Here is a 23,733-nt window from a genome sequence, read left to right as displayed (position 1 = left end):
AGGCTAAGGACTTAAGATTTAGCAAAATTAAGCAGAAATTGCCTGCTTTTGCCCTTTAATATAACGGCGTTTATACTCAAGCGGGGTCATGCCGGTGACCCTTTTAAAGTGCCGATAAAAGTTTGAAATATTATTGTAACCGCATTCAAAGCACAAAACCTCGGTAGGCAATTTATCCTCAATCAAAAATCGGCAGGCATGACTGATCCTGATCTCGGTTAAAAAATCAAAATACGTTTTCTTGGTCATCAGCTTAAAATAACGGCAAAAGGAGGTAACACTCAGGTTGCCGATGGCGGCTATTTTCTCCAGACTGATCTCCTGTTTATAATTGGCCAGTGTATATGAACATACCTTATTAAGGCGAATAGTGTCCGACTCGTTGGATTGGTGAAAGTCGCTGTGCGATAGCGTGATCGGTTCAAAGTCCTCATTTTCGGCTAACACCTTCAATATTGAAAGCAGGATAATGATCCTGTCGAGGTTGGTAGCTTCGGCTGCCTGGCGCATCAGTTTGGCCAGCTCGGTCTTTGCTTCGCCCTTGATGACCATGCCACTTTTAGCTTTTTCAAAAAGCTTGGGCAGCATGAAAGCTTCGGGTAAATTTAACAAGTAACGGCCAAGGCAGTCGGGTAAAAAGTGGATCACGATCACTTCAACATTCAATCCCGAATCTGGTAAAAAGTATTCGTCCTTGCAGCGCCAGCAGTGTGGCAGGGCTTCACCAAGCAGTGTAATTTCGCCGGGCGAAAAATTGCTGATATTATCACCAATAAACCTAACCCCTTCGCCCTTTATTACGTAGTGCAATTCAAGCTCGGGATGGTAGTGCCAGATGCCCCGGAAGGTGGGCAAAATATCATGCCGTATACTGAATGAATTTTGCGGTTTTACCGCAACCTTGAGAAAATGGGGCTTCATTTTATGAAAATCAATAAAGGTTAGCGGGCCGGCCTATATTTATGTATGTGCCGTGTTGGTTTATATTTTTAAAAGTAGCAATTTTTAATTAAACCCAATTTGCAGTAATGTAATTTTCTTTTGACAAAAAATTAGCTTTGCGGGAAAAATGGGTTATGCTAAGATTGTATAATAAATAGATAAATACAAACAGGAAACGCAAAGGCTAACCATTGATATTTGTTAAAGCAACTTGTTAATCAGGCTGCGGGATACCAGGAAATATAAACCAATAAATTAATTATACTTTTTAGCAGGCTTTTAGAACTGACAAGATTTTAATACTTAATTAATTGTGATATAAACAATTAATTGCTTAAAAAAATGGCAGGATACTATAAACTTTTTGAGGGCTTTTGCATAAGCTGTATAAAGAATTTAACCAATTAAAACACTCATGAAGCACTTTAAATACATAGCCATATTGTTATTATCAGTAGCAGGGAATGCCGCTTTTGCACAAACCACAACCGATAACAACTATATAAAGGTGATCACCGAACGCTCGAACAAAATTGTTACCGGAGCCGGCATTACCGACTCGGTAAAATTTAAGAAAGTACGTGATATTGTGGTAGCCCAGTACAACGATCTGAACACTGTTTACGATGCACGTAAAACAAAAGTAAACGATATCAAAACGCAAATGGCCGATGATAAGGCGGGTGCCAATGCTAAAATTGCCCTTGTTGACAGCGACGTGGTAAAGCAGGTTAAAGTATTACACGCATCATATATCAAAAAGCTGAACAAAGAATTAAGTGCCGATGAAGTTGATAAGATAAAAGACGGCATGACCTATCGCATTTATCCTATCACTTACACTGCTTACCAGGACGAAATCCCCAACCTTACCGACGAACAAAAAGGCAAAATAAAAGGCTGGCTGCTGGAGGCAAGGGAGAACGCAATAGACGCCGAATCATCAGAGAAAAAACATGCCTGGTTTGGCAAGTTTAAAGGCCGCATTAATAACTATCTGTCTGCACAGGGCTATGATATGAAAAAGGAGGGGGAAGAATGGCAGAAACGGATCAAGGAACGGCAGGCCGCAAAGCAATAATTTGAACTAACCTAATATTCCCGGTATCATGATATAAGCTTTAGCCGGGCAAACCAATTATACCAATTAATTAACCTGATCATGAAAATTAAATTATCAAGTTTATGAGAAAACTTTTCCTCTTACTTTCGGTGTTGCTGTGTTTGGGCAGTGCGCTAAAAGCCCAGGATCGTAACATAACGGGTTCCGTTGTGGACGAAAAAGGTGCCCCTTTGCCGGGAGTTGCCATACAGGTAAAAGGCAGCAACACAGGTACTATTACCAATGCCGATGGTAAATACTCTATTAAAGCTACTAACCTGCAATCCATTGTAGTTGGTGCTAAATTTCTTGGATACAACTACCAGGAAAAAACGCTGAAAATTGGCGAAATGAATGCCGATTTCAAAATGTTACCATCACAAAATGCCCTTGATGAGGTTGTGGTGGTAGGTTACGGCACACAAAAGAAAGTTCACTTAACAGGTGCGGTTGCCGCGGTGGATATGAAAACTATCCAGGATATACCTACAACTAACCTTGCCGCTGCGCTTCGCGGTACCAATGCTGCGGTAAGTGTTACCGGTGGTATTGCAAGGCCAGGCCAAAGCGGAACCATCACTATCCGTAACCCTGTTTTCCTGGCAAAGAATGGCGGTAGTACAACACCATTATATGTCATTGACGGTGTACAACGTACCGAAGCCGATTTTAACCTGCTTGACCAAAGCGAGGTGGAAAACATTTCGATATTGAAAGATGCTGCCGCAGCCATTTATGGTATTTTAGGTGCAAACGGTGTTATCGTTGTAACAACTAAACGTGGCCAGGCAGGTGGGCCAAAGGTGAGTTTCAGTTCATCAGTAGGTGTTGCTGATGCCATTCAATTGCCTAAAATGATGTCGGGCGTTCAAATGGCTACTTATCTTAATGATATTGAGCAAACACGATATAACCATACTATTACTCCCGAAGGTTACATCAACGGCGATTTAAGCAATAAAGACTTAAAATATTATACGCCTGATGAGCTTGAGTACTTTAAAAACAATAATCAAAATTTCCTGGAGCAGGCATTTAAGCCGGCGGTAACGAGCAGGAATGCGCTTAGCATAACAGGTGGTAATGATAAGGTTACTTATTTTGCAGGTGCAAACTATGTAAACCAAAACTCAAACTTTAAAGGGGTAAATACCAACCGTTTCGGCTTTAGGGCCAGTGTTGATGCAAAGGTGGCAAAAGGTTTAAAATTGTCATTGTCATTGAGCGAAGACCTTGCCAAAAGCAAAATTTACTGGTACAAGCTTTCAAGCACCACCGAAAGCCCGGACAACGACTTTCTGTCGCTTAACCAGGCACCACCATGGCAAAAATATTTTATCGACGGGCACCCTGTATATTTAGGAACCAGCAATAACGATAACCTTAACTTCTTTGCCGTTCAAAATTCTAACAACTACACAGGTAACAATAATACTGTATTTAATGGTTTAGCCAATTTGAGTTACGAAATTCCGGGCATTAGCGGCTTAACTGCCAATGTAAGCTATAACCGTAACATTAATAATGCTTTTAACAAGCAATATGGCTCAACATTCTATTATAACCAATATTCGGGTGAAGGCGACAATAATCACATTCCGGGAGGAACTGTGGTAAGTGTAAAAGCTATAAAAAATGGTGATAAGGTTCGTCTTACACCGTCATTGGCCGATAACTACCAGTTTAACGCCAACCTTAGCTACCACAAACGGTTTGGTGCGCATGAAATTACGGCCCTTGCATTGTATGAGCAGTATGAATCATACAGCGAAGGTGTGGCAGCAGAAGCCGACGGTGTGATTGTAGGCGGAAAAGATAACCAAACCTTTACTACAGGCGATCAGTCATCAAACCAGGCCACGCTGGTAAAAGAATACGGTCGTAAGGCTGTTGCAGGCAGGGTGAATTATGCTTATGCTGATAAATACCTGGTTGAACTGGCCATGAGGGCCGATGCCAATACCAACTTTGCACCGGGCCATCAATGGGGATATTTCCCTTCGGCTTCGGCAGGTTGGGTAGTTTCAAAAGAGAACTTCTTTAAATCAGTGAGCTTTGTGGATATGTTGAAATTCAGGGGTTCGGTTGGTTTGTTGGGCTCTGATAACACGCCATCATATCTATATGCAGTTAACTACCAGTTTGGTACCGGTAATAAAGGCGGGGCGGTTTTCGGTGGCAATGGCGACAGGGGCCTTGGTGCGTTGTTAAATATCGCCATTCCTAATGCTAATTTAACCTGGGACCATGACTTAAAAACAAACTACGGTCTGGATGCTGCTTTCCTGAATAATCGCTTATCAATTTCTGCAGATTATTTCTGGGAGCACCGTTATGACATGCTTGCTTCATTAAATACTTCTGTTCCGGTAACTATCGGTGCAGCACCATCTGCCGAAAACTATGGTATTATCAATACTTTCGGTTATGAGATCTCTGCAAGCTGGAAAGATAAGATCGGATCAAATTTTAGCTATAGTTTCAGCCCGTTCTTTTCATGGAGCGATAATAAATACATCAAGTATGATATAGCTGCAGCCCAGGTTGGTACTATTCAGGACCTTACAGGTAAATCAGGCGATCCCGGTACACTGGGTTACAAATCGCTTGGTATTATCCGTACACAAGCAGATGCCGATGCGATCATAGCCCAGAGGGCTGCAGCGGCAGGCGGTGCTCAAAATGTTAAGATCTTCGGTTATACACCTGCTCCGGGCATGATCAACTATGTTGATAAAAACGGCGACGGTATCATCAAACAAAACGATATTAACGATCAGTTTTATTTAGGCCATAAAGCATCAAACCACTACAATCTTGGTTTAAACTTTGGCGGCGCATATAAAACTTTGAGTTTAAATGTGGTAATGGGCATGAGTTGGGGTGGTACGCAATCAATTGAGAGCGCAGCTATTAAACAGGCCACAGCTAATCAGAACAGGCCGGTTTTTTGGGCCGATCACTGGACGCCAACTAACACAAATGCTAAATATCCCGATCCGTATTACTCAGATGACGTAAGCGTTACAAGTGATTTCTGGTTTGTTAGTCCGTTCACCTGGAATATCTCCAGCGCTAACTTAAGTTACACCTTGCCTGCCGGTTTAACCAAAAGGCTGGGCATGTCAAGCATCAGGGCCTATGTGGTAGCTACAAACCCTATCAACTTTGTAAACCCGTTCCCTGATCATTATCGTGATATTTCATCACCATTTGGGGTGTATCCCAACTTACGTACAGTATCTTTTGGTTTAAACTTAGGCTTCTAAACTTTGAAAGACATGAAATTATTTAAAACCATATTTGCAGCTTTGATCGTATCAGCCCTGTTTACGAACTGTAAAAAGGTGCTCGATAAAGAGGATCTTACCCATAGCACCCCCAGCCAGGTATTTAATGACTCAACGGTAGCTATCTTAAATATCAATTACCTGTACACAGCTAACCAACCCGGTTGGTTTGGCGACACCGGCGGCGCTATTGGCGGCGGCGGCGATAAATGCGACGAATTTTACAGCGATAACGCCTACGTAAAAGGAACAGTTACTATCGAAACTGTTGGTGATATCGGTACATCAGTAAACATCAGCAATAATTACGGGCGGATCCGTAATATCAATCAAACCCTGCAGGACCTTGATGCCAGTACTTTACCGGCAGGAACAAAAAACAGGTATAAAGCGCAGGCTTATTTTTGGCGGGCTTTCAGGTATTTTGATTTAGTAAGGTTGTATGGCGGGGTTCCGCTGGTATTAAAGCCGTTAGATGCTATAGGCCAGGACGCCAAGAACGCGGCTTTACTGCCTCGTAACAAAACTTCAGAGTGCTTTAAACAAATTGTAAGCGATTTGGACAGCTGTATAAAATATTTGCCTGCTAAATGGAGCGGAAGTGACTATGGCCGTATTTCGTCAGCTGCCGCTGCTGCTTTTAAAGGTAGGGTATTGTTAACCTATGCAAGTCCTCAGTTTAATCCCAGCAACGATGCCGCCCGCTGGCAAACTGCTGCTGATGCCAATGATAAGGCAATGCAGATACTTACTGCCAATAATTACGGTTTAAATCCTTCATATGATAACATGTGGTTTACCGAAAGCAGCAGTAACCCGGAAGCTATTTTGGTTACTGGTTATAACACATCAACAACCGATCAAAACCAAAACAACAACACTTATGACAATGCAACCCGTCCCGCTTATTTAGGTACTAAGGGCGGTTCAAACCAGCCTACCTGGGATATTGTAAAATCATACCCTATGCTTGATGGTAAAGCACCTGGCGCATCAACAAAATATGCTTATGACGATTCTAAGTTTTTTGACAATCGCGACCCAAGGTTTAACAAAACTATTGCCTATAACGGTTGTAACTGGCCTATAAACGGTAACACCTCGTACCGCCTGTGGACTTACTTCTACTACAACAAGGCAGACGGCTCGGGTGTTAAAACTACTGAGCCGGCATCAGCAACCAACTCCGGGTTTTATCTGCGTAAAGCTATCGACCCAAATGTTAGCGTAGCAAACGCGCCTTATGTTGGTACCGATTGGATGGAGATCCGCTATGCAGAGGTGTTATTAAACCAGGCCGAATGTGCTGCTGCATTGGGTAATGTTACTACAGGCTATACCAATATTGCAGCTATCAGGAAACGTGCCGGGATTGAGGCCGGTGCCGATAACCAGTACGGTTTAGATGCAGGCATGAGCCCCGATCAGATGATCACGGCTATCATGAATGAGCGCAAAATTGAGTTTGCTTTTGAAGGTAAACGCTATTGGGACCTTCGCCGCCGTAAACTGCTTGAAAGCACATTAAACGGCTCAAAAAGAACAGGCCTCACCGTTACGCTTAACAATAATGCAAGCGCTAAAGATTATATCACCGGCACAAGGGATGCTTCTGCAGCTGCGTCATTGGATGCACTGTACAGTGCATCGTTCACCGTTAAAACCAAAACGCTGGATTCATACAATATCGCAGTTCAGGCGGGCGATTACTTTTTCGGCATCCCTGCGGCTGCATTGTTAAACAATGTCAATTTACAGCAAAACAACACCTGGGGTGGGCCGTTTGATCCGCTTCAATAATAAATTAATTGAACGATGGGTACCTGCTAACCAATCAACAGAAAGAAAATTACCAATATAGAATATGAAAAAACACACAGCTTTATTTTTAGTAGCAGCGGCATTGGGTTTAGCTAAACCGGCTTTTGCCCAATACCCTGAAGTGCCGGAAAAGGTTAAAGCAGAGAGTGAAGCTTTGATGAAAGAGGCTACCCGTCGTTCAGATTCGGCATGGGCTGTTGCCCTGCCGATTATCCAGGCCGATCAAAGGCGTGGCAAAGTATACGTACCATGGGCTGCGCGCCCAACAGATTTGCCGCAGGCTAAGATCCCGGCATTCCCTGGTGCAGAAGGCGGAGGTAAATTTACTTTTGGTGGTCGTGGTGGTAAGGTATATGTAGTTACCAGTTTGGCTGATAATGGCCCGGGTACACTACGCGAAGCCTGCGAAAAAGGCGGTGCCCGTATCGTAGTATTCAATGTTTCTGGTATCATCCGGATCAAAACGCCGATCATTGTAAGGGCTCCGTATATTTCCATTGAAGGACAAACAGCACCGGGCGATGGTGTTTGCGTTGCCGGCGAATCATTTTGGGTTAACACGCATGACGTTGTGATCCGCTACATGCGTTTCCGCCGTGGCGAAACCAATGTTGGTCGCAGGGATGATGCTTTGGGCGGTAATCCTGTTGGTAACATTATTGCCGATCACGTATCTGCAAGCTGGGGCCTGGACGAAAACTTTTCGATGTACCGTCACATGTTTGATCCGGGCGATGGCTCAAAAGAAGAGAAACTGGGTACTGTGAATATCACCATCCAAAACTGTATCTACTCCGAATCATTGGATTACTGGAACCACGCTTTCGGTTCAACTACCGGCGGCGAAAACAGCTCATTGATGCGTAACCTTTGGGCAGATAACACCGGCCGTAACCCATCAGTTGGTTGGAATGGTGTATACAACTTTGTAAATAACGTGGTATTTAACTGGCACCACCGTTCAATGGATGGCGGCGATTATACTACCAATTACAATGTGATCAATAACTACTTTAAACCAGGTCCGGTTACACCAAAAGATGAACCGGTGGGTCACCGCATCCTGAAACCGGAATCGGGCAGGAGCAAGTTGAAAGAAAAAGTATTCGGTCGTGTTTATGCATCAGGTAACATCATGGAAGGCTATCCTGAAGTAACCAAAGATGCTTGGAACGGTGGTATCCAGGTTGAAGGCCCGGGTGGTAAAGAATTACCTGATGCCGGCCAGTACAAGGATTATATGAAATCAGATGTTCCGTTCCCGATGCCTTCAATGACGATCCTATCGGCAAAAGATGCTTTCAAATTTGTTGTGGCAAACGCCGGTGCAACATTGCCGAAACGCGACCCGGTTGACGTTCGCATCACCGAGCAGGTACGTACCGGTAAAATCACTTACAAAGACATGGAAACCGATACTGCGTACCAGTTTAAAGTGCGTAAATTACCTAAAGACTCATACAAACTGGGTATCATCACTGCTCCATGGCAGGTTGGCGGCTATCCTGAATATAAAGGCACGCCTTACAAAGATTCGGACAATGACGGTTTGCCTGACGATTGGGAACTGGCTCACGGCCTTAACCCTAAAGATGGTAAAGACTCGGCGCTACCTGCAAAAAATGGCGGCGGTTATACCAATATCGAAGTATATTTAAATACAGTAGCCGCTAAAGGCGAAAAGAAACTGGCTACTTTAAAATAAAGAAATATTAGAAGCTTGAAGTCATTTGTATCGTTTATAAAAATCATTGCCGTTGGTTTTAACCAACGGAATAATAAATGGAAACAAAGGGCTTTAGCCCAAATGCCACTTACATAATTTGGCTGAAGCCCGGATTTTTTGGCTTCTATAACCGTTGGTTAAAACCAACGGCAATGAAAAAAATAGATTTTTAAACAACTGCTATAATGCGGGAATTGAGGTTTACAAGGATTTATATTTGGGTTGGTTTAATGACTGGGGGGATGCTTATGCATTCCCCCTTATTTGCACAGGATAAGAAAAAAGCCCCTAAACCACAACCGCCTGTTGCCGCCGATAAAAACGGCAAACTGACTTACGCGGTAGCCCCCAATGGCGACCGCATTCCTGATTATTCATATTGCGGATATATGGCATCCGAAAAGCCTATCCCATTTGTGCCCGTAAAAGTTGTAGTGCCAGTAAAAGCAGGTGACGCAACATTGAGGATCCAGGCTGCTTTAGATTATGTGGCTGGTTTACCTGCCGACAAAGATGGTTTTCGCGGAGCGGTATTGCTTGACAAAGGCACATACCAGGTAAACGGTAGCCTTAAAATTAATGCTTCGGGCGTGGTTTTACGAGGAAGCGGGATGGCTGCTAATGGCACCATATTATTCGCTGCAGGAACAGACAGAGAGACTTTTATACATGTAACCGGAAAAAATGACCGGCAAACATCCAAAGAAATTAAAATTACCGATGCTTATGTACCGGTAAATGCCAATACGCTGCATATTGCAGATGGCGCAAATATTAAAACCGGTGATCTGGTTTTTATCCATCGCCCAAGTACGCAGGTATGGATCAGTACCATCAAAACTGATCATTTTGGCGGCGACCTAACCGCCTTAGCCTGGAAACCCGGAGAACGCGACATTTACTGGGATCGCAAAGTAATATCGATAGATGGCAATAAGATAACCCTTGACGCGCCTTTAACTACCGCTTTGGATACCACTTATGGCGGTGGCTTAATAGCAACCTACCAATGGCCTGGAAGAATTGCCCAGGTAGGTGTCGAAAACTTAAAACTACAATCTGCATATAACACTGCTAATGCCAAAGATGAAGCCCATCGCTGGATGGCAATCACCATAGAAAATGTGAGTGATGCCTGGGTACGCCAGATAACATTTGAGCATTTTGCAGGTTCGGCGGTATTTGTTGGTACTACCGGAAACCGCGTTACAGTTGAGGATTGTAAATCGCTTGCGCCGGTTTCGGAAATAGGGGGGCAACGCCGTAATACATTCCTTACTATGGGCGGACAAAATCTTTTTCAGCGTTTATATTCTGAGCAGGGCTTTCATGATTTTGCCACTGGTTATTGCGCACCGGGGCCAAATGCCTTTGTGCAATGTATGTCGGTAGGTTCGCTGGGTTTTAGTGGCGGCATTGATAGCTGGGCCTCAGGTGTTTTATTTGATATCGCAAACATAGATGGTCAGCCACTAAGCTATATGAATCGCGGACAGGACGGGCAGGGTGCCGGATGGAGCGCTGCCAACAGTATGTTTTGGAATTGTACCGCAGCGCGGGTTGATAATTACCAGCCGCCAACTGCTCAAAACTGGGCTTTTGGTACATGGGCGCAATTTGCAGGCGATGGCTATTGGAGCACACCCAACAGCACCATAAGCCCAAGAAGTTTTTACTATGCGCAACTGGCTAACCGATTAGATAAAGATGTAAGCAAACAAGCCGATATCTTATATCCGGCTACTGAACCTTCAAGCAGCCCGACAGTTGAGCAGGCAGCAGAGTTAATGGCCGCTGCACGTAAACCGGCAGTAACTATCAGCAACTGGATAGATCAAGCATCTAAAAGAAATTCGATTAATACTTCATCTGCAAATGCTAAAAATATTGACGAAATAGGATATAAAAATACTACAACTGCTGCATTAGCTCCAAAGATGGCCGTTACCAACGGTTGGTTAACCCGTGGCAATGTGGTATTAACAGGCAGGCATTTTGAAACCCCATGGTGGAGCGGCACCGTACATCCCGATTATACAGAAAAGGAAGCCAAACCGGCCATCTCCCGCTGGGTACCCGGTCAAACAGGTACCGGTTTAACTGACGATTTAAATTCAGTTACCGATTGGATGCGAAAAGATAATATCGTGGTATTTGAGCATAATTACGGTTTATGGTATGATCGCCGCCGTGATGATCACGAGCGTATTCGCAGGATGGATGGCGATGTTTGGGCACCATTTTACGAGCTGCCATTCGCCCGCAGCGGTAAGGAACTGGCCTACGATGGATTGAGCAAATACGATTTGACCAAATACAACACCTGGTACTGGAACCGCCTGAAACAGTTTGCCGATCTGGCCGATCAGAAAGGCCTGGTTCTGGTCCACCAAAACTATTTTCAGCATAACATTATTGAAGCAGGTGCGCATTACACCGATTTTCCGTGGCGCACGGCAAACAATATCAACGGCACGGGTTTCCCCGAGCCTGTACCTTACGCCGGCGATAAGCGCCAGTTTATGGCCGAGCAGTTTTATGACGAAACCGACCCGGCAAGGCGCAAGCTGCATATTGCCTACATCAATAAATGTATGGACAACTTCGCCGGTAATACCGGGGTGATCCAGCAGATAGGGGCAGAATTTACCGGTCCGCTGCACTTTATGAAGTTTTGGGTTGAAACTATTAAACAGTGGGAAACCACCCATAAAAAGAAACAGATCATAGGTTTGAGTGCCACCAAGGATGTGCAGGATGCTATTCTTGCTAACCCTGCAACGGCTTCGGTGATTAACGTCATCGATATCCGTTACTGGTATTACCAGGCCAACGGAACGGCTTATGAACCAATCGGTGGCCAAAGTCTGGCTCCGCGCCAGCAAGCACGCATCTTTAAACCAAAGGCAGCGTCATTTGAACAGGTTTACCGTGCGGTACACGAATATCGCACCAAATACCCGGATAAAGCAGTACTGTTTTCTGCCGATGATTATGACCATTTTGGCTGGGCGGTATTCATAGCCGGTGGTTCATTACCTGTGCTGCCAGCTAACACCAATAAAGCTTTCCTGGCAGATGCAAGCAGCATGAAACCAACTGATCTGCCTGGCTCGCCTAAAGATCAATGGGGGCTGGCTTCATCAAAAGGATACATAGTTTACAGCAACGGCGGTGGGATCCACCTTGATCTATCAACTGGTATCAGCTACAAAGCACAATGGATAGACCCTAAAACGGGTGAGCTTTTACCCGGTACAGAAACGGTAAAAGGTGCAGTTAATACGGAAATTAAAGGACAGGGAAGCGGGGCCGCTATTTTGTGGTTGAGCCGTAATTGATGCCGCGCATGGTCAAGCGTCCACGCTTGAGTGTTGGCTTAATCGGAGCGTCCACGCTCCTGTAAAATATGTGGAATGTAAGCGTGGACGCTTGAGCCTGCAAAGCATGTCGCAGAGTTGACTCACCCGGTCTACGCTACGCTGGACCACCCTCTCTTCGCCTTTGGCGGAAAGAGGGTAAAGAAAAAATAAGGATCAAATCCCCTCTTTACGCTTGCGTAGAGAGGGGTGACAAGCGCAGCGAAGTCGGGGTGAGTAGATATACAGCAATGCTGTAGTTTTAGGAATCCACGCTTCTAAATTAAAGAGGAATTAGTTATTATAATTATGCTTAAAAAATCTACCATACTAATTGCCATTGCCTGTTTGTTTTTTGCATTTAAAAGCAATGAAACAACCATGCCCCATTTAAGCATATCCAACAACCATCGCTATTTCATGGCCGGTGATAAGCCATTTTTTTGGCTTGGCGATACCGGCTGGCTGCTGTTCTCTAAATTGAAAAGGGAAGAAGCCGAGCAATACCTCGATATCCGCAGTAAACAGGGTTTCAACGTGATCCAGGTGATGGTGGTGCATAGTATTAAAGAAACCAATGCTTATGGTGACTCGGCCTTGAGCAATAAGAATATCGCTCAACCTAAAACAACCCCTGGCAATACTTTTGGTGAAGGAAACGAGTATGATTATTGGGATCATATCGACTGGATCATTACCAAAGCCGCTGAAAAAGGATTATACGTTGCACTGGTACCCGTTTGGGGATCGGTAGTAAAAGAAAGCCATATCGGTGCGGAAAAAGCGAAAGCATACGCCGAATTTTTAGCGAAAAGATACCGCGACCGTCCGAATGTGATCTGGATGAATGGCGGTGATATAGCCGGTTCAGATTCGTTAAAAACCTGGAATGCTATAGGTAATACGCTGCACGATGTGGACGGAACACACCTCATTACCTATCATCCCCGCGGCCGTACACAATCATCAAAATGGTTTCATAATGAAAGCTGGTTAGATTTTAATTGCTTTCAGTCGGGCCATCGCACCTATGCGCAGGACACCTCGAAGAAAGACTTAAAGTATGGCGAAGACAATTGGCGCTATGTGCAAACGGATTACAACCTATCTCCCATAAAACCAACACTTGATGCCGAGCCATCTTACGAAAAAATCCCTCACGGCCTGCACAACATTAAATTGCCCCGCTGGACTGCCGCCGACGTAAGGCGATATGGATACTGGTCGGTTTTTGCAGGTGCCTGCGGATATACTTATGGCGATAACGACGTAATGCAAATGCACAAGCCAACAGATAAAGGCAGTGCTTACGGCTCAAAAGGCTACTGGTACAATTCGGTTAACGATCCGGGTGCAAAACAGATGGTTTATTTGAAAAAACTGATGCTATCACGCCCGTATTTGGATCGTGTACCTGACCAATCATTAATTGCAGGTAACAATGGCGAGAAATATAACAGGCTGATCGCCACCCGAGGCAAAAACTACGCGTTTGTATATACCTATACCGGTGTGCAGATCAATATTAATGCCGATAAACTGGAGGGTTCAAAACTAAAAGCATCCTGGTATAACCCGCGCAACGGGCAAACTACCGCTATCGGAACCTTCGCGAAAGCTAAAACAATCAAATTTAAACCACCCGGTAAAGTATCAAACGGTAACGACTGGGTGCTCATTATTGACGCGATATAAGTGAAAAGGACAATTAAACATATCACCCTATTATTAGCTATTGCGTTGATGTTTTCATGCAGGGTCAGCAAAAGCGTGTACCTTTTTACGTCGTTTCATGAACCGGCAAATGAGGGGTTGCGCTTTTTGTATAGCAATGATGCTTATCACTGGAATGCTATCGACCACATTTTCATTAAACCCGAAGTTGGCGATGCAAAGATAATGCGCGACCCATCCATTGCTCAGGGACCTGATGGTACGTATCATTTGGTATGGACAACCGGCTGGAAAAACGATAAAGGCATTGGTTATGCCAGTTCAAAAGACCTGATCCATTGGTCGGCCGAAGAGCATATTGAAGTAATGGCTAACGAGCCTACCGCGGTGAATGCCTGGGCACCGGAGTTATTTTATGATGATGAAAATAACTATTTTATCATCGTTTGGGCTTCTACTGTACCTTTTCGTTTTCCGAAGGGGCAGGAAGATGAGAACAATAACCATCGCCTGTACTACACTACTACTAAAGATTTTAAAACTTTCAGTCCCTCAAAGCTTTTCCTTGATCCGGGTTTTAGTGTGATTGATGCTGAGATTGTGAAGCGGGCCAAAAATGATTACGTGCTGGTAATGAAGGATAACACCCGGCCAAACCGCAATATCCTTGTGGCCTTCAGCAACAATCCTTTAGGCCCTTACAGTAACTATACGCCAAGGTTTACCGAACCCTATAGCGAAGGCCCGAGCATGACCAAAGCAGGCGATAACTGGCTCATCTATTATGATTCGTACCGCTTAAAAAGATATGGCGCTATGCGCACAACCGACTTTAAAACTTTTACAGACCTGGCCGATAGCGTGAGTGTACCCGTAGGGCATAAGCACGGTACCATATTTAAAGTCACTAAGAAACAGCTTGCGCAGCTTTTAAAGGCAGCCGGGCAAATCGAAGGAGCTAAACATGAATAAGTTCATCAGCATATTGTTTTTTATATCGATGGCCTATAGCGCCCATGCACAGGATACCGTGCATTACAGCGGCAATACGGTTGCCAATGTCGATTATCATCACGGGCAATTAACCCCGGTAATCGGTGTGCACAGCGAGCAGATCTTCAGGGCTAACCGTGAACACCCTGAACTGGCCGATGGCTTTGGTTTTACCTACAACCATGCGCCCATGCTGGTTTACTGGAACAATACATTTTATGTTGAGTACCTGAGCGATAAAGTGGGCGAAAGCGTGCCACCAGGCCAAACCCTGCTCATGAATTCAAAAGATGGAGAAGTATGGTCAAAACCTACCGTGGTTTTTCCTCAATATAAAATACCCGATGGTACTACTAAAGAGGGGCATCCCGGCGTGGCGAAAGACCTGTATTCGGTGATGCACCAGCGGATGGGTTTTTACACTTCCAAATCAAAACGCTTATTGGTATTGGGTTTTTATGGTATTTGTTTAGATGGTCATGATGACCCGAATGATGGCTTGGGCATTGGTCGCGTGGTACGTGAAGTTTTACCAAACGGCAAATTCGGGCCGGTCTACTTCATCCACTATAACCCAAAATGGAACGAAAAGAATACCTCATATCCTTTTTATAAAACAAGTAAGGATAAAGGTTTTGTACAGGCTTGTGATGAACTGATGGCCAATCCGCTGATGATGATGCAATGGGTTGAGGAAACCGACAGGAAAGATCCCTTGATCCCGCTGCATAAGGATTACAAAGCATTCAACTTTTATCACCTGCCCGATGGTCGCGTGGTTGGTTTATGGAAATACGCGCTTACCGCCATCAGTACCGATAACGGCAAGACATGGCCTGCAAACGCAGCCCGTGCACCACGTTTTGTAACTGCCAATGCCAAGATCTGGGGGCAGCGCACATCCGACGGTAAATATGCTACGGTGTACAACCCTTCGGAGTTCCGCTGGCCGCTGGCTTTGTCAGTAAGTAAAGATGGATTGGATTATACCAACCTGCTTTTAGTTAATGGCGAGATCACGACCATGCGTTATGGCGGGGCTTATAAATCGTACGGGCCGCAATATACACGCGGTATCGAAGAAGGGAACGGTATACCGCCCGATGGTAAACTTTGGGTAACCTACAGCATGAATAAGGAGGATATCTGGGTATCATCGATCCCGGTACCGGTCACCGAAAAAGCGGATGCGCATGCTAACGAGGTTTTTAATCAACTGCCTGCCGGTAAAGAACTGGAGAAATGGAACACCTACAGCCCGCAATGGGCACCCGCAGGTATCGATAAAGATTCCAACGGCGAACGCGCTTTAACCCTAAAAGACAACGACCCATTTGATTTTGCCAAAGCTGAGCGTGTTGTACCTGTTTCAAAAAAAATAATGACCGATTTCACCATCACAGCCGGACAAAACAACACCGGTATGCTGGATATCGAATTTCAGGACGAAAAAGGTACAGCCGCTATCAGGCTTACGCTTGATTCGGCAGGGCAATTCAGGACCAAAGCCGGGTATCGCAACAAAAACTTTATGAAGTACGAGGCAGGTATCCAGTATCATATAGTGATCAAGCTGAATACCGATACCCGCTTTTACACTGTGAATGTAAACGGCAAGGATGTGCTTACCGGGTTGTTTTTTGCCCCGGTGCTGAGCGTAAACAGGGTGGTATTCCGTACCGGGGATATCAGAAGGTTCCCGGATGCAGATACACCTACGGATCAGGATTTCGACCGGCCAAACGCCGGGGAAGCCGCAAAGCAAGCCGTTTTCTATATCAAATCATTTAAAACAAGTAATTACTAATAATGCTGCGCCTCATAAAATATTGTTGGTTGACTATCTGCCTGCTGAGCTCCGGAATTGCCGGGGCACAGGTGGTTTTGCCTAAAATATTGGGCAACAATATTGTATTGCAGCGCAATTCTCCCGTACCCGTTTGGGGCACCGCATCGCCCGGCGAAAAGGTGACGGTAAAGTTTGCTAAACAAACAAAAACAACTACGGCGGATGCATCGGGCAAATGGATGGTAAAGTTGGATCCGATGCCGGCTTCCGCCAAACCGTCAACATTAACGATATCTGGTACCAACACGATCAAGCTGGAAAATATTTTGGTAGGAGAGGTGTGGCTCTGTTCTGGTCAATCTAACATGCAGTACGAAATGCGCAAGAACAGCAAAGTGAAAAAGCCAGATACCAGCACGGCAAACTCGCCGGTTGATGAGCTTGAACGTGCACATAACCCGCAGATCAGGATTTTTTTGGCTACTCAAAAAAATCTGTTAAAGCCCGATTCTACCCATTCGGGATGGAGTGTTGCTGAAGATTCGGCTTTGAGGGCTTTTTCGGCTGCGGGGTATTTCTTCGCTAAAAACCTGCAGCATGACCTGAAAGTCCCGGTGGGTATTATTTCATCGGCAGTAAGCGGAAGCCGGATCGAGCCCTGGGTATCGCAGGAGGGTTTTGATGCTATTCCGTATTTCAAGGCAAACAATATTAAGATTGACGGTGATCCCGGTAAGTTTTATGCCAAAATGATTGAGCCGGTAGCACCGTTTGCGTTGAAGGGCTTTTTATGGTACCAGGGCGAAAGCGCCTGCTTTTTAGGTGAAACCATCAGCTATACCTACAAAATGGAAGCGCTGATCAATAACTGGCGTAAGCTTTGGGGCGATAAAACACTGCCATTTTATTACGTGCAGATAGCGCCTTATTACTATACCCAGGGAAAAGGCCCGGTAACCTATACTCCATTCACCGAGCCGGAATTGCGCGAGGCCCAAGCCGCTGCCCTGCAGATCCCCTATACGGGCATGATCATCACTACTGATCTGAACGATGATCTTAAAAATATCCATCCGCCATTTAAATGGGAGATAGGCCGGCGTTTAGAACTACAGGCCTTGGCAAATACCTACAAGCAACCGATAGTTTTTTCGGGCCCGGTGTATAAAAGCATGAAAATAAGCGGCAACAAGATCATCCTTGAGTTTGATCACGCAGGTGCCGGATTGGTAAGCCATGACGGCAAACCACTTACTGATTTTACCATTGCCGGTGCTGATGGAAACTTTGTTAACGCCGATGCTACAATAAAAGGCAATACGGTTGAAGTATCTGCCGCATCGGTTGCCAAACCAGTAGCCGCGCGTTTTGCCTGGTCAGAAACCGCACAGCCCAATTTTTATAACAAGGATGGCTTGCCCGCTGCGCCCTTCCGCACAGATAACCCTTTGAAATTTACCTTAACTGCTAACTGAATATACTGATGAGATCTGCCTGTTTTAAAATATGGATTGTTTTACTGTTTGTGATAAGCGGGTTAACAGCTCGCACCCAGGAAACACAAAAGCTGTTCCTGTCGGGTACAGGGAGCGACCATACCGCAAACTGGCAATTCTTCTGTACAGCGGGTAATAATTCAGGCAAATGGACAACCATCCCGGTGCCATCAAACTGGGAATTTCAGGGCTTTGGCAAATACAATTACGGGCTTGCAAAGGATAGTTTAAAGGGTAAGGAACAAGGGCTTTATAAATATGAGTTTAATGTACCGGCATCATGGCAGGGCAAAGCTATCAATATTGTTTTTGATGGCTCCATGACCGATACCGAGGTGAAGTTAAACGGTAAATCGGCCGGGCCAATTCACCAGGGGGCATTTTACCGTTTTAAGTATGATGTTAGCGCTTTACTTAACTATGGTAAATCAAACCTGTTGGAGGTAACGGTATCCAAACATTCGGCCAATGCATCAGTAAACGCAGCCGAACGTAAGGGGGACTTCTGGGTATTCGGCGGGATTTTCAGGCCGGTATTTTTGGAGGCGTTGCCTAAATCTCATATCAGTTATTATGCGGTTGATGCCAAAGCCAATGGTAATTTAAAAGCGCAACTCAGGCTGGCATCTGTAAAGGCCGGCTCGGTAACAGGGCAGGTGTATACGCTGGCTGGACAAAAGTTTGGCACCCCGTTTTCTGTGAAGATTAATGCCGGGGATAGCCTTGCTAATATCAGTACGCATATTGCTTCGCCTAAATTATGGTCGCCGGAGTTTCCTAACCTTTATCATGTGGTGTTTACGTTGAATGAGAATGGTAAAGCTGTTCACACGGTAAAACAGCGCATCGGTTTCCGTACGGTTGAATTAAGGGAGCATGATGGTATTTATGTAAACAATGCAAAGATCAAATTTAAAGGCGTAAACCGTCATTCGTTTTGGCCGGCAACAGGCAGGGCGCTAAATAAAAAGATCAGTATTGAAGATGTGCAGCTGATGAAAGATATGAACATGAACGCGGTGCGCATGTCGCATTACCCGCCCGATAATCATTTCCTGGATGTATGCGACTCATTAGGTCTTTTTGTGTTGGACGAACTCACCGGCTGGCATCATGCTTATGATGATGTGGTAGGCTCAAAGCTAACTAAGGAACTGATCGAAAAAGACATCAATCACCCATCCATTGTGATCTGGGATAACGGCAACGAGGGCGGCTTCAACTTTAACCTCGATCATTGGTTTGATGAGCTCGACATTCAAAAACGCCCGCTCATCCACCCATGGGGCATCTTCCGGGGGACAAATACACAGCACTACATTAACTACGATTACGGTACCAATACCGGCATCAACGGGCATGACATATTTTTCCCAACCGAGTTTTTACACGGTTTATATGATGGTGGTGGCGGTGCCGGACTGGATGATTTCTGGAAACAGATGTGGCACACCCCGATTTCGGCGGGTGGTTTTATCTGGGATTTTGCAGATGAAGCTGTGGTTCGCACCGACAAAAACGGAGAATTGGACAGCGATGGCGACCATGGCCCCGACGGCATCATCGGCCCCTATCATGAAAAAGAAGGCAGCTATTATGCAATCAAAGAAATCTGGAGCCCGGTATATCTCGAACCGCGTGAAATAACTTCTGCATTTAACGGTACACTGCGTTTAGAGAACAGGTTCTCATACACTAATCTCAAACAGTGCACTTTCAGCTATAAACTGGCTACGCTCAATGGTGCCGGTTCAAAAACTAAAGCCGGCACTATTGCTTCGCCGGATGTTGCGCCGGGGCAGTACGGAAACCTGCAGTTGCAGCTACCAAAAGACTGGCAAAATTTCGATGTATTGTATGTATCGGCATTTGACATAAACAAACATGAGCTGTTTACCTGGAGTTTCCAAGTAAGCAATCATGATCAGATCACTAACCGGATCATTTCCAAAACAGGCGGAAGCAAAGCAGCAATTACCGAAACAGATTCGCTGTACAACGTAAAAACCGGCAACGGGATCGAACTGGCGTTTAACCGTAATTCGGGCATATTGGTTAGTGTGAAAAATGCAAAAGGGAATATTCCTTTTAACAACGGGCCAATATTAGTAGAAGGGCAGGATCAAACAGGTTTTCAAAAGCTTACTTACCGTTATGAGGGCGATAACTTGGTTGTGGAAGCGGTATTCCCACCCAAAAAATCGGAGCCTTTATTAAAGTGGACGATCTATCCATCGGGCTGGGTACAGCTTGATGTTAAATACTGGCCTATTGGCGAGGAAGCGACCTTGATGGGTGTCAATTTCTCTTTCCCCGAAAAAGAGATCAAAGGCGTTACTTACATGGGCGATGGTCCTTACCGGGTATGGAAAAACCGGATGAAAGGTACTTCACTTGGTGTGTGGGACAAAACTTACAACAATACCATAACCGGGCAGGGCAAGGTTGTTTACCCCGAGTTTAAGGGTTATTACTCCAACCTGTATTGGATGAAACTGCAAACCACCGGGCAACCGGTAACCATTGTTTGTAATAGCCGGGATGTGTTTATGAGGTTGTTTACCCCGGCTAATCCTAAAAATGTGTACAACACGGCCCCGGCTTTTCCTTCGGGCGATATCTCGTTTATGCACGGCATAACCCCGATAGGTACCAAATCGCAAAAGCCTGAAAAACTGGGGCCCGGCGGCCAAAAGAACCAATATTTTAATTACGACAGGAATATAGAAGACGCACTGACGCTAAACCTGTATTTCGATTTTTCGGGCAAATAAAGGATGAAGAGGCTGTTCACATATCTCATTTTGTTAGCGGGTTTTATTTTAAACTGCTCGGGCAATTGCTATGCGGATGCCCGCATCGGTTTACAAAACCTGAAATGCGAAATGCTGAGCAATCCTTTAGGTATCGGCACAATAAAGCCTCGGCTAAGTTGGCAGATCTCCAGCGATGCCCGGAATACAAACCAGGTAGCCTATCAAATCCTCGTAGCGTCAACTCCCGAAAAGTTAACAGCAGGGCAGGGTGATCTGTGGGATTCGCATAAAGTAAATTCTACTGAATCCATTATGATCAACTACGCGGGCAAGCCACTGGGCAGCCGTGCAGCATGTTACTGGAAAGTTAGGGTGTGGACTAACAATGGCACAACAACCTGGAGCAAATCCGCGGCATGGAGCGTAGGTCTTTTAAACCCAACAGACTGGAAAGCCAAATGGATAGGCTGCGACCATGGTTTTGCCTGGGATAGTGTATCGAAGTTTTCCCGTCTTTCGGCGCGATACTATCGTCGCCAGTTTGATTTGAAGCCGGGTATTAAAAAAGCTACGGCTTATATCGTTGGTCTTGGACATTACGAGTTATATGTGAACGGTCAAATGATTGGCGACCAGGTTTTGGCCGGTCCGCCTACCGACTATACCCAATCAGTTAAATACAACACTTTTGATGTTACCGGTTACCTCAAGCAAGGTGGTAATGCCATCGGAACGGTGTTGGGTAACGGCCGGTATTTTACCATGCGGCCAAAGTACAAGCCCAAAAAGATCAAGGAATTTGGCTTTCCAAAAATGCTGCTGCAACTGGAGGTTGAGTATACTGACGGAACAAAGCAAATCATCATTAGCGATAACAACTGGCATTTTACAGCAGATGGCCCTATCCGTACCAATAATGAGTATGATGGCGAAGAATACGATGCTGCCAAAGAGTTTCCGGGATGGAACAAGCCTGGTTTTGACGATAGCAACTGGCTTAAAGCCGAATTAGTACAAGCACCAGGCGGCAAGCTTGATGCGCAGATGAACGAGCCCATCAGGATAATGGATACCATCAAACCCATCAGCATCAGTCTACTTAAAAAAGATACGTGGATTTTGGATCTGGGGCAAAATATGGCGGGCTGGATCCAAATGCATGTGAAAGGAAACCGGGGAGATAAAGTAACCCTTCGTTATGCCGAGACTTTGCAGGCCAACAATGAACTTTATATAGCCAACCTGCGCGATGCCAAGGTAACCGATGTATATACGCTGAAAGGCGGGGCAGAAGAGATCTGGCACCCGGTATTTGTATACCACGGTTTCCGGTATGTGGAGATCAGCGGCTATCCCGGCAAGCCTGAATTAGCAGATTTTGAGGGACAGGTGGTTTATGATGCCTTGCCAACCATTGGCCATTTTGAAACATCCAACGATATCGTCAACAAGATTTATCATAATGCTTATTGGGGGATCCTGAGCAATTATAAAGGTATGCCGGTCGACTGCCCTCAGCGTAACGAACGGATGCCATGGCTGGGTGATAGAGCGGTAGGTTCGTTGGGTGAAAGTTTTGTGTTTGCCAATGGTAACTTCTACGCCAAATGGCTGGACGATATCGCGCAATCGCAAAAAACCGACGGTTCTATCCCGGATGTTGCCCCCGCTTATTGGAATTATTACAGCGATAACATGACCTGGCCCGGTACGTATATCCTGGTGGCCGATATGCTTTACCGCCAGTTTGCTGATAAGACTCCTATCGAAAAGCATTATACATCTATGAAAAAATGGATGGACTACATGCGTGTCAAATACATGAAAAATAACATCGTCACCAAAGATAAATATGGCGACTGGTGCGTGCCCCCCGAATCGCCGGAGCTGATCCACGCTAAAGATTCTTCGCTTAATACTGATGGACAACTGATCGCGACAGCTTACTATTATCACCTTTCGGGTTTGATGCAAAAGTTCGCTGTCATGCTGCACAAACCGGCTGATGTACGGGTTTTTGCCGCCATGCAACAAAATGTAGGCAAAGCATTTAACGATAAATACTTTGATAAAGTCACATCGAAATACAGCAATAATACAGTTACCGCCAACCTGTTGCCATTGTATTTCGGGATCACGCCGGCCGCCAATACACGAGCTGTATTTAAAAACATAGTCGCTAAGATCAACGAGGCACATGATCATATCAGCACGGGCGTTATCGGTACCCAATGGCTGATGCGTGGCCTTACTGAATTTGGTCGCCCCGACCTGGCCTGGAAAATAGCCTCCAATACAACTTACCCAAGCTGGGGTTATATGGCTAACCGGGGTGCCACCACCATCTGGGAATTATGGAACGGCGATACCGCCAATCCGGCTATGAACTCCCGCAATCACATCATGCTGCTGGGCGATCTGATTGCCTGGTTTTACCAAGACGTGGCCGGGATAAAAACGGTTAACGCCGGTTTTAAGCAATTGATTATGCAACCCGCAATTATCAACGGGTTGGATAACATTAATGCTTCTTACCAAACGGCTTATGGCCCTGTGAAAAGCAATTACACCAGGACTAAGGACAGTTTTAACTGGCATGTTACTATACCGCCAAATAGTTCGGCACTGGTTTATGTACCGGCAAAAAACATGGATGAAGTAACCGAGGGCGGGAAGAAAATATCAGCAATAAAAGATATCAAACCGGTGAAAATGGAGAATGGGAGAGCGGTGCTCAGCATTTGCTCTGGTGATTATGATTTTGAAGTAAAATATTAAAGCAACA

12 protein-coding genes are annotated in these 23,733 nt (G+C 45.2%); 11 read left to right on the top strand and 1 reads right to left on the bottom strand.

Annotation, left to right across the window (positions count from 1 at the left end):
* Positions 1–27: 27 nt before the first annotated feature.
* Positions 28–921: an AraC family transcriptional regulator gene (locus tag BMX50_RS13545; RefSeq protein WP_091211041.1), complete on the bottom strand. Its 894-nt coding sequence runs from the start codon at positions 919–921 to the stop codon at positions 28–30.
* 436 nt (positions 922–1,357) lie between these two features.
* On the opposite strand from BMX50_RS13545, the gene BMX50_RS13540 reads away from it, so the two are divergent.
* The 11 genes from BMX50_RS13540 (at position 1,358) to BMX50_RS13490 (ending at position 23,726) form a co-directional block, all read left to right on the top strand.
* Entirely contained in the window at positions 1,358–2,023 is a 666-nt protein-coding gene (locus BMX50_RS13540) for a DUF3826 domain-containing protein (RefSeq protein ID WP_091211040.1), read from the top strand.
* Positions 2,024–2,127: 104 nt separating this feature from the next.
* Positions 2,128–5,313: a SusC/RagA family TonB-linked outer membrane protein gene (locus BMX50_RS13535; protein ID WP_091211039.1), complete on the top strand. Its 3,186-nt coding sequence runs from the start codon at positions 2,128–2,130 to the stop codon at positions 5,311–5,313.
* Between the two features lie 12 nt (positions 5,314–5,325).
* Positions 5,326–7,134 carry a RagB/SusD family nutrient uptake outer membrane protein gene (locus tag BMX50_RS13530; protein WP_091211038.1) on the top strand — a complete coding sequence of 603 codons (1,809 nt, stop codon included), beginning with the start codon at positions 5,326–5,328 and terminating at the stop codon, positions 7,132–7,134.
* 64 nt (positions 7,135–7,198) lie between these two features.
* Positions 7,199–8,860, top strand: a complete 1,662-nt coding sequence (locus BMX50_RS13525; protein WP_091211037.1) for a polysaccharide lyase — start codon at positions 7,199–7,201, stop codon at positions 8,858–8,860.
* A 263-nt stretch (positions 8,861–9,123) separates the two neighbouring features.
* Positions 9,124–12,222: a DUF6298 domain-containing protein gene (locus BMX50_RS13520; RefSeq protein WP_143065174.1), complete on the top strand. Its 3,099-nt coding sequence runs from the start codon at positions 9,124–9,126 to the stop codon at positions 12,220–12,222.
* Between the two features lie 327 nt (positions 12,223–12,549).
* Positions 12,550–13,935, top strand: a complete 1,386-nt coding sequence (locus tag BMX50_RS13515) for a glycoside hydrolase family 140 protein (protein ID WP_091211035.1) — start codon at positions 12,550–12,552, stop codon at positions 13,933–13,935.
* A complete protein-coding gene (locus tag BMX50_RS13510; RefSeq protein WP_244280969.1) occupies positions 13,936–14,886 on the top strand; it encodes a glycoside hydrolase family 43 protein in 951 nt (316 codons plus the stop codon).
* Complete coding sequence (locus BMX50_RS13505; protein ID WP_091211033.1) at positions 14,879–16,714, top strand: sialidase/neuraminidase family protein; 1,836 nt, start codon at positions 14,879–14,881, stop codon at positions 16,712–16,714. Before BMX50_RS13510 ends, BMX50_RS13505 begins: the two co-directional genes overlap by 8 nt.
* Positions 16,715–16,743: 29 nt before the next feature.
* Positions 16,744–18,171, top strand: coding sequence for a sialate O-acetylesterase (locus tag BMX50_RS13500; RefSeq protein ID WP_244280968.1), 1,428 nt, complete (start codon positions 16,744–16,746; stop codon positions 18,169–18,171).
* An 8-nt stretch (positions 18,172–18,179) separates the two neighbouring features.
* Entirely contained in the window at positions 18,180–20,966 is a 2,787-nt protein-coding gene (locus BMX50_RS13495) for a glycoside hydrolase family 2 protein (protein ID WP_091211031.1), read from the top strand.
* Positions 20,967–20,969: 3 nt separating this feature from the next.
* Positions 20,970–23,726, top strand: a complete 2,757-nt coding sequence (locus BMX50_RS13490; protein WP_091211030.1) for an alpha-L-rhamnosidase — start codon at positions 20,970–20,972, stop codon at positions 23,724–23,726.
* Positions 23,727–23,733 lie beyond the last annotated feature (7 nt).

The organism is Mucilaginibacter gossypiicola (genome assembly GCF_900110105.1).
GTDB lineage: Bacteria > Bacteroidota > Bacteroidia > Sphingobacteriales > Sphingobacteriaceae > Mucilaginibacter > Mucilaginibacter gossypiicola.
This window is presented reverse-complemented; position numbering and strand designations above follow the sequence as displayed.

Bases quoted from the DNA above. Each gene is read 5' to 3' on its own strand.
- BMX50_RS13545 (WP_091211041.1), bottom strand. From the start codon at position 921: ATGAAGCCCCATTTTCTCAAGGTTGCGGTAAAACCGCAAAATTCATTC.
- BMX50_RS13540 (WP_091211040.1), top strand. From the start codon at position 1,358: ATGAAGCACTTTAAATACATAGCCATATTGTTATTATCAGTAGCAGGG.
- BMX50_RS13535 (WP_091211039.1), top strand. From the start codon at position 2,128: ATGAGAAAACTTTTCCTCTTACTTTCGGTGTTGCTGTGTTTGGGCAGT.
- BMX50_RS13530 (WP_091211038.1), top strand. From the start codon at position 5,326: ATGAAATTATTTAAAACCATATTTGCAGCTTTGATCGTATCAGCCCTG.
- BMX50_RS13525 (WP_091211037.1), top strand. From the start codon at position 7,199: ATGAAAAAACACACAGCTTTATTTTTAGTAGCAGCGGCATTGGGTTTA.
- BMX50_RS13520 (WP_143065174.1), top strand. From the start codon at position 9,124: ATGCTTATGCATTCCCCCTTATTTGCACAGGATAAGAAAAAAGCCCCT.
- BMX50_RS13515 (WP_091211035.1), top strand. From the start codon at position 12,550: ATGCTTAAAAAATCTACCATACTAATTGCCATTGCCTGTTTGTTTTTT.
- BMX50_RS13505 (WP_091211033.1), top strand. From the start codon at position 14,879: ATGAATAAGTTCATCAGCATATTGTTTTTTATATCGATGGCCTATAGC.
- BMX50_RS13495 (WP_091211031.1), top strand. From the start codon at position 18,180: ATGAGATCTGCCTGTTTTAAAATATGGATTGTTTTACTGTTTGTGATA.
- BMX50_RS13490 (WP_091211030.1), top strand. From the start codon at position 20,970: ATGAAGAGGCTGTTCACATATCTCATTTTGTTAGCGGGTTTTATTTTA.